5 protein-coding genes are annotated in these 11827 nt (G+C 64.6%); 2 read left to right on the top strand and 3 right to left on the bottom strand.

Annotated features, from left to right (window positions below):
• Nucleotide 1 precedes the first annotated feature (1 nt).
• Together HYG95_RS18280 and HYG95_RS18275 are read left to right on the top strand one after the other, a co-directional pair.
• On the top strand, nt 2-1210 hold the full coding sequence (locus HYG95_RS18280) for an HIRAN domain-containing protein (protein WP_181699319.1): 1209 nt from the start codon (nt 2-4) through the stop codon (nt 1208-1210).
• Entirely contained in the window at nt 1210-3444 is a 2235-nt protein-coding gene (locus tag HYG95_RS18275) for a 3'-5' exonuclease (RefSeq protein WP_181699318.1), read from the top strand. The genes HYG95_RS18280 and HYG95_RS18275 overlap by 1 nt, the downstream gene beginning before the upstream one ends.
• Before the next feature lie 39 nt (nt 3445-3483).
• On the opposite strand, the gene HYG95_RS25205 is transcribed toward HYG95_RS18275, so the two are convergent.
• From HYG95_RS25205 to HYG95_RS18265, 3 genes are all read right to left on the bottom strand, one after another.
• Entirely contained in the window at nt 3484-5046 is a 1563-nt protein-coding gene (locus HYG95_RS25205; RefSeq protein WP_370465840.1) for a DUF1998 domain-containing protein, read from the bottom strand.
• 168 nt (nt 5047-5214) lie between these two features.
• Nucleotides 5215-8418, bottom strand: a complete 3204-nt coding sequence (locus tag HYG95_RS25200) for a DEAD/DEAH box helicase (protein WP_370465839.1) — start codon at nt 8416-8418, stop codon at nt 5215-5217.
• Nucleotides 8415-11798: a hypothetical protein gene (locus HYG95_RS18265; protein WP_255495490.1), complete on the bottom strand. Its 3384-nt coding sequence runs from the start codon at nt 11796-11798 to the stop codon at nt 8415-8417. Before HYG95_RS18265 ends, HYG95_RS25200 begins: the two co-directional genes overlap by 4 nt.
• Between the last annotated feature and the right edge of the window lie 29 nt (nt 11799-11827).

The following is an 11827-nucleotide window of genomic DNA, read 5'->3' as shown; positions in this document are numbered from 1 at the left end:
GATGAATCCCCCCGCGGCACCTCGCCAGCCCTACTCACTGTGGACGACCAGTCGTGGCTGGGCCGCGCAGGACGTCGTCGGCACCCAGTCGTATCTACCGAACTTCCTCGGAATGCTCGGCGATGATTTCGATCCGCGCGGAACCGAAACCCGTCGCACGGTCGAACTGGTACCGGAACCGGACAACCCGTACGACCGAAATGCGGTCGCGGTTCGGTTCGCCAACCAGACGATCGGCTACCTGCCACGCGAGGACGCGATCCGCTACCACCGTCCGTTGCTCGAGTTGATGAAACGCGGGTACGTCCCCGTCGCGCAGGGCCGGATCTGGGCGCGTGAGTACTCCGAGTGGGACGATCACGGGCGCGAGCAACGCCGGCTCAGTACGGATGTCCATCTCTACGTGTCGAGCCCGGAAACGATGTTTCCGCTCAACGATCCGCCGGTCGTGCCGTACACGATGCTGCCGGAGGGCAGCGCGGTGCAGGTGCTCAAAGCGGGCGACCACACCGATGTCCTGACCCGCTTCCATACGGATGGTGGCGAGCGGCCGGTGATCGTCACGCTCGTCGCCGTCGATCAGGCGAGCGCACGTTCGAGCAAACGGGTCGTGGAGGTGCGGATCGACGGCGACCGTGTCGGGCAGCTCTCCCCCGCGATGAGCGAGAAGTACCTGCCTGCGATCGACCATTTCACCGCACGTGGATGGGTCACGTCCGCTAGGGCGATGCTCACCGCTTCGGCTGTTTCGGCCACGCTTTCTTTGCGCGCGCAGAAGGCTCATGAATTGTCCGGAGATGCGCTCACCGGACCTCCTACTGTCGTGCCACCGCGTGGAGTGTCCGGACCGGTTGCGCCGAGTACCCGTGCGGCATCCGCGGTCGAGGTGCAGTCGGGTGTCACCGGCAACGGCAGCAAGATCACGGTGCGTGAGTCGAGCGCCGAGTCGCTGATCACTGTCACCATCGAATTCGCCCAGCCTCTCACCGCCTGGCAATCCAAGGTCGCGCAGAAGGTGCAGGTGGCGGCTCAGCAGCTACTGGCCCGTGACAAGCTCAGCGCACCCGCGGTCACCTTGACCAACCAGACCTTCGCGGCATCGGCGCCGTTGGCGCTCGGGCAGGAGTTCGTCGACGCGCTCATCGGCATCGATGACTCCGATTTCGGTGCGGCTCAGGAGTTCAACCAGCTGACCGAAGGGGCGCTGTGATGGCAAACGTTGTGCTGGCCCAGAACACGAAGTCGATGCCGAAGCTCGACGGATCGATCAAGGCCAAGGTCTACGACTACTTCAAGAAGGTCTGCGCCGACGACACCGCACCCGGCTTGCACATCGAGCCGTTGAAGGGCGCGGTCGACCCGCGAGTACGCACCGGACGAGTCGATCTCAACTATCGCGCCATCATGTTCCGCATCGATGACCGGTTCGGTGAGCCGACCTACATCTACCTCGGCACGTGGAAACACGACGTGGCGAACAAGCTCGCCGAGAAGTCCACGCTGCGGGTGAATCCGATCAACGGCGTTCTGGAAGGGATCGTCGGCCAGCTCGACGGCAACGCAGACCGCAAAAAGCGGACCGTGATTCCCGACCCGGGCGGGGTGCTGGCGGCCGCCCTCGCGGCTCAGCCCACCGCCGGGTACCTCGCCGACGCCGGATATACGCTCACCGAACTCACCGACCGCCTAGGTCTCGATCCCGAACTCGCCGCACTGGTGCTGGCGGCGCCTGACCAGGACGCCGTCTTCGCGGTGGCGCAGACCACCGATGTCGCGTGGCAGCAGAACGCCCTGCTCGAATTGGCCGTCGGCCGGGCCATCGACGATATTCGTGACGTCCTCGGCTTCACCGAGCAGCCGGTCGACCACTCCCTGGACGAGAACGAGCAGATTCTCGCCGCACTCGCACACCCGGCAACGAAGATGCAGTTCACCCTCGTCGACGACAACGACGAGCTGCGCCGGGTCATCGAGGAGGGCGACTTCAAAGCCTGGCGTACCTTTTTGCACCCCAATCAGCGCCGTTTCGTCGAGAAGGACCACCGCGGTGCGTTCCGGCTTTCGGGCGGAGCCGGTACCGGGAAGACGGTGGTCGCGCTGCACCGCGCGCGACATCTCGCCACCCGGAATCCGGGCGCCCGGGTTGTGGTGACCACCTTCAACAAGACGCTGGCCAAAGCCATGCAGGACGACCTGCTCGCCCTCGATCCGACCATCACCATCGCAGCGAAGCCTGGCGACCCGGGCGTCTACGTGGCCGGTATCGACAGTCTCGCATCGGCGATCCTCAGCCGTCGCAAGGATCTCGACGCGGCGTTCGAGGCTGTGTTCGGGCCGGGGACACCGACCAGGATCGGAGCGCGCACCAACCCGGACGTCGGCTGGTCCGATGTCGTGGCGGGCAGCACGTTGGATCCACGGCTGCTGCACGCGGGATTCCTGTCCACCGAGTACGTGAGCGTGGTGCTGGGCAATCGGGTGACCACTCTCGAGGAGTACCTCAAGGTTCCGCGCGCCGGTCGCGGAGTGCGGCTGACCCGAGCGCAGCGCGTCGCCGTATGGAAGATTGTCGAACAGTTCAGGAAGCAGGGTCGAGCCGGCGGACGGATCAGCTTCCCCGAGATCCTCGCCGTCGCGGCCGCGTACCTGCAGTGGCGCGAACAAACAACCGGTGAGACATCGGCCGACCACGTCATCGTCGACGAGGCGCAGGATCTTCATGCCACGCATTGGGCGTTGCTGCGTGCGTTGGTCGCCGACGGGCCCAACGATCTGTTCATCGCCGAGGACTCGCATCAGCGCATCTACGGGCAGCCGGTGGTACTGAACCGGCTCGGCATCAATATCCGCGGCGGGCGGTCGAGCAAGCTCACGCTCAACTATCGAACAACCGCACAGAACCTGCATTTCGCGGTGAGCATTCTCGCGGGTGCCGACTATCGCGACCTCGAGGAAGGCCAGGAGTCGACAGCCGGGTACACCAGTGCCCGGCTCGGTCCGAATCCACAGCTGATCGAATGCCGATCGATGATGGAGGAGTTGCAGACGATCGCCGATCAGATCAAGAAGTGGCTCGCCGAGGATGTGCCGCCATCGAGCATCGCGGTACTGGCACGCGGCCAGAGCGAACGGAGCCTGATCGTCCGTGCGCTGGTCGAGCGTGGAGTCGATGCCGCCGTGCTCGATGCAGAGCCCGCGGCGGGCGAGCACGTTCAGGTTCTGACGATGCACCGCTCCAAAGGCATGGAGTTCCGGTGTGTGATCCTCGCCGGCGTCGATCGTGAGCACGTGCCGTCGCAGGCGCAGTTGCGCGGCATTCCCGAGGAGGAGCAGGCCGAGGCACAGCAGCGCGAGAGGTCGCTGCTGTACGTCGCGGCCAGCCGTGCGCGCGACGAGCTGATCGTCACGTGGAGTGGGCAGCAGTCCGAACTGCTCAACCGCTAGGTTGCACAGGGGCAGCGTAAGCCGCTGCCCCTGTGGGTGTTACGCACCGACGAGGATGGCCGCCAGTTCGTCGACATCGGCTTCTTCCACCCGGACAACTCGGTACCCGTCGGCCGCCAGGCCGGTATCGCGGTCGTCGTCCACACCTTCGACGACGACTACCTTCTCCGCAGGCCAGACTATGTCGACCATCCAATAGGCAGGCCCCGCCTCGATGCCGACCTCAGGTCGGGGAACGCCGGCCTTCTGCAGTTCCGCGAGCAGGTCTCGTACCGCCTGTGACGAATAGAGCGGATCGTCGTCCCAGGATTCCGGTGCCTCGTCGAAGGTCAGGTCGACGACCTGGTCCCCCAGCCCGAGCTGTTGGAACACTTCCAGCGCGCCTTCTCTGGTCAGCTGGTCGTGAAACCGGGCGTTGCGATAGGACCGCAAGCAGCCGTAACACGATGTTTCGACACCACAATCACAGCTGGCAACCCTTTGCGCGGCGAACTTCAGCACCCGATCCAGTTCCGCGGCAATCTTTTTCGATGCGCCGGCACCAGCGGGCACGGTATCGAACAAGACAATGCTTCGACGGTGGTCGGCGCTCCAGGACAGCGTGCCGTCGATGTCGTCGCGGCTGATCTCGAGGGCTTCCGAGGCACCCTCCAGCAGGGCGTACAGCACCGACAACCACTTCGATTCCGACTCGGTGTAATGAAAATCCGCGAAGGTGAACTCCGCGACATCGGTTTCGTAGCGATGGGCGAGGTTGACCTGATCGAGCGGTCCAGCACAGGGACTACCAGTGGTCGGGCGCGTATGGGTCTTGCTCGGCGCGCGATCGAATCTGATCGGCTCAGCCCACCCACACCACGCGCACAACCGGAAACCATTACCCGATCCTTCGCCGATGACGGCGAGTTTGGCCCGCGTGCCCGACCGAGCCCACACCTGCATGTCGCCCTTCGGCGGCCAGGCCACCGGGTCCGAGCCCTCGCCGACCGTCTCGACGAAGCTGGCCCCCGACCATGCTCGTTGCGGCGCTTCGGCTTTCACATCCTCAGGCTTTCGATCGGCGACGAAACCGAACTCCGGCAGGACACAGATCTTCGTCGGGTCGAACTCTGCCGCGCAATTCGGACAGGTCGACAGCGGGTCGAGAACGTGCCCGGACTCGAAGTGATTGCACTCCTTGCATACTCGGTACTGCAGCGTTTCCAGCTCGCGTTTGGGCAGTTTGTGCAGCCCACGGGAGGTCCACAATTTGCCGCCCGCAACCACCTGGTTGCCCGGCGCGTAGTCGTAGATCGCCTGCCCGAGGTCACGGGACAGTTCCAGCTGCATGCCGACTGTCCCTTCGCAGTGGGTGGTGCGCAGTTCCACGGTATCGACGGGAAAGCCGTATTTCGGCAACACGTTCTTGTTGGCGAGGTACCCGAGCAGCTGGCGGTCACGGATGGTCCGCAACGTTTTCTGCAGGCGGCTGCCCAGTGCCAGGTTCTTCGCGTCGATGGCCTGCTGGATCAGATCGTCGAATGTGGCGATGTCGGTGCGAATGTCGCTTTCCGCATCGGCGAGCTGGACACACAGGCGCTCGACCCAGGCGTCGGTCTGCACCCCGATCTCATGCTGCACATGCGCGGGCAGCGCAGCGCGCAGCGAGGTTCGAACAGCGGCCGGAACAGGAGTCAGGAAATAGCGGACTCGGGCCGCTGCAGACTCGGTCTCGTCCTTCCCCGGCGTGAAGAAGTCACCGGCTGTAGACCACTCACGGTTTTCCTTGTCTTAGCAGTCCCGGAAGTAGGCTGCCAGCGCGATCGAGTGAGCGTGCCTACGTCCGATCCGGTCGTTGTCGATGGGAATCCACGGAATGCGCATCTGCCCGGCGATCATCGACTCCGGCTTCTGAAACTTCGACAGATCGTGCGAACTGCGTTTGGCATAGGTGACCACCAGGGCGGCCGACGCGGCCCGGCGGCCGGCCCGGCCGGCCCGCTGCACGTAGTTGGCCGTTTTCGGCGGCATATTGCGCAGCATCACCGACTGCAGATCGCCCACATCGACACCGAGCTCGAACGTCGTCGAACACGACAGAACGTTCACTTCGCCGGAGATGAACCTTCGTTGGATGTCCGCGGCTGCGGTGGCTTCCCACTGCGCGGTGTGCTCACTCGCCGACAGCGGAACCATGGCCAACGAGCGGTAGGCGGTCCGATAGTGGTTGATGTCCTCATCACGACCCGGAATCGGATGGGGCACGAGCCTGCCGTCGCAATTGCCCTGGGGGCACAGACCGCGGACATTGTGGATGGTGATCCGGCGGCATGCGCCGCATTGGAACCATTCGCAATCGTCGCCGCGACGGATGCGTAGCTGCTCCTGGTCCAGCTGGTACAGCACCCCGGCGACGCGGTCGCTCTCCTCGAGGAAATACTTGTTCTGTAGCAGAAAATTCCAGCACGCATCGAGAACCTTCTCGGCAGGCTCCGGCCTGCCCAGCTCGTTGAGCACTTTGCGCAGGAACAGGATTCGATTGTTGGCCGTTCCCGGCCTGCCGCCCGGGAGCCAGCTGATGATCCTTCGATCCCGATCCGAATCCCGGGACCGGATCCTGACCCGGCTGGCCCGTGGCTCGAAGATCGGGAGTGTGATGTCGACTTCGGGCAGCAGACTCATCGCGCCCTGCAGACGGATGGTCTTCACCAGCTCGTTCAGCAAGTCCCATACTTCGTCGTCGCTGAGGCCTAGGTTGCGAAACCCCCTCGGAATCGCGATGTTTCGGGAGCGGAACAACGAAATCGCCATGAGACCGAGCCCTTCGAGCGATTGACGCTGGTCCATCGCCATCAGCTCCGCCATCACCCACGGATTGACCTCCCGCAGGATCTTGGCACGGGTGGCGCGTTCCTCGAAGTGCTGAGCACGAACCGCGACAGCTTTGGCATCCGCTGCGAGATCATCGGGTGACAGGGCCTCGCCGGCGTTCTTCGACTGGCCGAGCGCCTCGGCGAGGTACCGACGTTCCAGCATCCGACCGTAGGTCTGTTCGAGATAGGGTGCAGCGAATGCCGCGGCCTGCCGGGAATCGGAGAACATCAACAGCTTCCGTCCACCGCCGACGAAATCCGCCGTGCCGTCCTCCGCCGCCGGAAGGTGCTGGTAGAGCGCCGTCGTGATGACTGCGGGCGCGGCGTTCGTGTCGGTTCTGAGGCGGCGGATGACCTGGCGGGACCGCGCACCGCACTCGGTGCATTTACTCATGACCCGCGCAGCGGCGCGATGCTCGCGGACGCGTAGTACCCGGCCGCCCGGACAGGTCAGCGAGCAACTGCCTCGAGCACCGCACCCGGTACACAATGTGCCGATGCCCGTGCCTGCCGCGCTGCTCTGCTGCTCGTCGAGAGTTTCGTCGTCCTCGTCGATGAGGTCGCCGGTGTCGCTGTCTGTCACCACCAGCCAGCTCACCTTGGCCTCCCCCTTGGCCGGGCGGAAATACTCCCGGCCTTCGACGAGTTCCCGCTGACCGGCGAGATGAACTGCGCCGCACCGCTGGCAGGTACCGAACTCGAAGACCGCGCGGCCGGTGATCGGGTCGACTTCGTGCCGGCCGAGCAAGACTGTCGGGCCGTTGTCGTCGAAGCTGACGTATGCGCCCTCGGTCGCCCGGAAGAACAGGTGGTATCGAGCAGACAACACCGGGTTTCCGGTGCCATCCTTGATTCTGGAGCCGAGCGCTACCAGGGCTTCGAGTTTCTGTGTGGCCTGGTCGTCGCCCGGCCACAGCTTCGCAGCAAGCTCTCGCACGCTTTGAGGTCCCGCGGTCGCGTAGCTCTTGAGGTCGGCGATTCTGCGTTCTCTGTGCAGCGCGTCGGCGATGTCCCCGGAGGGCACATTCTTACCGATCCAGGTGAGATCGGTGTCCGGTATGGCCAGGGCCGACAGCTTGTCGTCGTCGATGGTCCATGTTGCCGGCGGACGGCTCGGCATCCGCGTGGCGGTCACCAGATCTTGGCGGCTCGGATCGTAGGACACGAACTCGAACGGGACGTCGAACAGCTTCTGCGCGAACGCCGTTGCCTCGGCGCCCTGGGTTTCCGGTGTTGTCCCGGACAGCGATGCCGACGTAGCGATGCACTGCAGCGGTCGGGCTCCGGCGACCCGGTCCCGGAGTCTGCGCAGCAGCAGCGCGACTTCACATCCCTGCGCGCCGTCGTAGACGTGGGCCTCGTCGAGCGCGATGAATCGCCAGGTGTCCTGGTGCTGTCCGTCGAACAGCTCCAAGTCGCGCGGGCGAAGCAGCAGATACTCGAGCATCGCGTAGTTGGTGAGCAGGATGTGCGGCGGACTCACCCACATCTCCTCGCGGCTGAGCAGTTCGTTCGGCAGGCGCTCGGCTCCGGGAAACATTGCGTGGTAACCGGCTTCGGCGTCGGCACGACGCCGTTTGGTCTCACCGGTATAGCGTCCGAAAGTGATGTCCGGTGTGGCCGCGAGCAGTTCCCGCAAGCGTTTGAGCTGGTCGTTGGCGAGCGCGTTCATCGGGTACAGCAGCAGCGCACGCACTCCCGGAGTGAGTGTTCCTGCTGCTTTTTCGGCGATGAGGGAGTTCAGGATCGGGAGTAGGAAGCTCTCCGTCTTACCCGAGCCGGTGCCGGTGCTCACCACCAGGTTGCGCCCGCTCACCACCTTGCGGACCGCCGTCTCCTGGTGCATATACAGCGGGCGGTCCAGATCGAGCGCTGCGCCGAACTCGGTGAAGCCAGGGTGCAACACCCCCTCGGAGATCAGCGACCGCAGCGACGCGCCCGGAGCGTAAGGGGGCGTCAACTCGAGCATCGGCCCCTTCGTCAGTAACGAGGTCTCGTCGACCGCCTGATCGAAGGCACCCGCCAGCGCCGGGTCCCGCGGCGCAAGCAGTGTTTTCAGATACCGTTTGTAGCCTGCTTCGATGTCGGCACTGGCGGCAAGCGGATCCAGCCTGTCGGTCACCGATGGACTCCGATCTTGTTGATGACATCGTTGTGCAGGACATGCGACGCGAGCGCGTCGGCGATCAGGAGGTCGGCGCCGACCAGACCCGGACACAATTCGGCCAACCTGGCCCAGCACTGCCGCATCGGCGCGGTCAACACCGGCTGCGGCATCACCGAGCGCGCCTGCAAGCGGGCAACAGCCGCGAACAGGAGCGACTGCATCGACATCAGCATCCAGGGGAACTCGCCGGTATCCACACCGGTCAGTGCGTCGCTGCGGGCTTTGACCACGTCGTACACCCAGGGTGAGGCCCGCCGCAATGATCCCGTCAGCACAGCCGAATGAGTGGTCATGGCTTGGGAAGCCGGGTCGCGCTGCCAGTCGAGTCGTCGGGCGAACGCCTCGAACATCGCGGCCCTGCGGGTGTCGGGATCGAGCAGTGCACCGGGCACGATCTCGCAGGCGTCCTTGAGCGCAGCGATCTGTTCCGGCGCCATGCGGTGCATTCCGATGGTATTTCGCTCGAAGTGACCGGTGTAGACCTCGCGCAACGTCCCGGACAACAACTCGAGTAGGGCTGGACCGCCGTGAGCTGCCAGGTCTGCACGAAGCTCTTCTGCGCTTTCCTGCGCCGACTGCAGCGCGACATTCGGAAGGTCAGCGATATCGATAAGACAGCCGAGCCAAGGATTGGCATGCTTGCCCAGACGGAAATACGAACTGAAATCCTTGTCCACCAGCCCGGTCCGGATCAGCAGGGCTGGAAGTTGTGCCTGCGGTAGAGCGCTGCGTTCCAGCGCCTCGAGGGAGGTGCGCGGGTCGACTCCGAGCACGCGCAGTAACCCGCTGCGCACAAAGGGACTGAGCGAGCTGTCGGCATAGCGGCTCGCGTAAGCGGTCCAGACCTCCGTCAGCGCAGTACCGGTGGTCGGTGGATCCCCAGCCCCGGCCAGGAACTTCGCCAGATCTGTGCGCACCGGATCCGAATCCTGTAGCCAACCGTGTTGCACAACGCGGTAGGCCGTGTCGTCTGGGCGGACCGGAGCGGTGATCACCGCCCACGGGTCATCGACGAACACTTGCACGGTCAGCGGTCCCGCATCGACGAACTCCGACGGCAGAGGCGCTTTTCCCTCGACGATCTCGATCTGGGTCGGCGGCCGCCAGGGCGCGGTTTCCGGCCAGACGAATGCGGCGAGATCGTCGCTGTCGGTGCCGTCGAATACCAGAACGGTGCCATCCAGTCGGATCCCGGAACAGAGCAGGCGCGGCTGCACTCGAGCCACGGTGATCTGAGTGGTCCCACCGTCCGGTGTATCTATCCGTGCCAGCAGTGTCGCGGTTCGCAGCGACCGCGCGGTGTCGGCGAACGCCCGGCTCGATATCTGAAAGAGGTTGTCGCGGTTGAGCTGTGGAATCTCCGTTTGCCGAATCCGGCCCGCCGAATCCGACAGAGCGATATCGACCAAGACGTCACCGGGGACCCGCACCGCGACGATCAGGTGCTCCGTCAGATCATCGACGGTCAAAATAGGGGCGACTGTGCGCCAGCGAGCGGTAGCGCCGATCTGATCGACCCGGAACTCGATATGCGGCGGGCGAAGGACAAGCCGCTCGACCGACTCGCCCAGTGAGACCCGAAACTCCGAATCACGCTGTGCGCTGGGAAATTCGACGAAGTCTCGATCCACCGCCAAGGGTGGCGCGATTTCGATCGTGGTGGCTGCCGGTGACAACCCATCCGGCGTCGGCACCCGGAAAGTACTTTCGTGCTCGACAGAGAGCCCTTCGGCCATGAACAGGCTGTGCCTGATGTCTTGGCCCAGCGGGCCGCTGATCACGATGTCGAACATCCCGAGCAGGCCGGGGGCGATACCGTCGAACGGATCGAGCTCGGTCAGCTCGCTACCCGATTCCCACTCGTCGTCGGCCAGCCAGTCCGTGGTGCCCGACCGGCGCACGCGCACGCGCCAGGCAACCTGTTCGGCTCCTGCCACCGGCAGTGTCACGGCGGGACGTTCGCCGTACACGGGCAACCCCGATCTGGTGAAGACACCTTCGACCGGGTCGGCGAACTCGAGCCGCGCGGCGCCGACCCGGCGAACCTGCTGCACCGGGCCGAGTAGGCGTTCCCGGCGCAACCGAACCGAGTCGATCCCGGCGAGATCGTAGACGCGGGCGCGCCAGTCGCGCCAGCCCGCGGGGACGGCTTCGGCCGTGAACGCAACGGGTTCTCCGCTGTGCCCGTCGATCAATTCCGCAGTCGCCGGATGGACTCCGACCACCTCACCACGCGGCAGGGCGAGATGCCGTGAGATGGGCCTGCCGTTGTGATCGAACAGAAGGAGCGGATTGTCCTTGTCAACCAAGGCAATCCGGTGGTGCGCCAGAGAGGCGTCGTGGCGCAATACCACTTCTCGAACTCGCCGCGGAACCGGAATCGGCGTCGGCGGGTGCACCTCCCCCGCTCCCAATCCCCAGCCACGTTCGGCGTACACCTCGGTACTGTCGCCGTCGAACGAAACCAGCCATGGGACTTCAGGCGCCTCGTCCGGAAACGGGACCTCCACCACGACTTGGTCATCGGAGCGTGAGTACGCGATCACCGGTCGACGCGACCGGCCGGTTCGACCGGAGTCGACAGCGCTCGAGCCGAACGGCCGCTCCTCGAATCGGTCGATCAATGCTTCGAGCATGACGCTGGGCAAACCGGTGGTCGAGGTGTCCAGATCGAGATCGTTGGCAACTTCCGGATGTTCTCGCGCGTACTCCGCGAACTCGATGATCCGGTCGACGATGTCGACGGCGGCTTCACCACCGAATTGCAGGAAGTTGCGGACCGGAACGTCGAGGTTGTTCATCCGGTACTCGAGGCCGGGCTGGGTGAGCCACTCGAACACCGCGGAGCCGCTGGGATCACGTCCATGCGAGATGTGCTGTTCGATGACATCGACCAGGTCGTTCAGACAATGCACCGGTACCCCGGCGTGCACCGCCATGGTCTGCACGTACTGCTGGTTGCTGATCTCGGGAAACTCCCGCAATTTGAACTTGCGTAGCAGCGAGGTGAGTTTGGTCCGAAGCAGACTCTCGAACTCCTGCTCGCGATCCATCGCCAGTTCCGACCAGAAACTCTCCCAGTACTTTCCCTGCTCATAGGAAAGTCCCGCGTGGCCGATCAGGGTGGTCAGGGTGAGCGCAGGAAACCGATCGATCAACCGCGCTAGGCCGTGCGTACGCCGGTGGTCCCGGATGAGTTGCCCGAACAGGTCGCGGGTACGGACGATTTCGTCGTGGTCCAAGTTGAGCTCGACGAACAGCGACACCCGCTCCAGCTGTCTGGCGCGAGCGAACTCCTCGTCACCGGCCTGATCCCACACGAATGACTCGGCCATTCGTGCCACCACCCCCTCCACACCGCCCG

It is taken from the genome of Nocardia sp. GTS18 (genome assembly GCF_013839555.1).
In the GTDB taxonomy this organism is placed as follows: Bacteria; Actinomycetota; Actinomycetes; order Mycobacteriales; family Mycobacteriaceae; genus Nocardia; species Nocardia rosealba.
The sequence above is the reverse complement of the archived record's forward strand: the minus strand, read 5'-3'. Positions and strand labels throughout refer to the sequence as shown.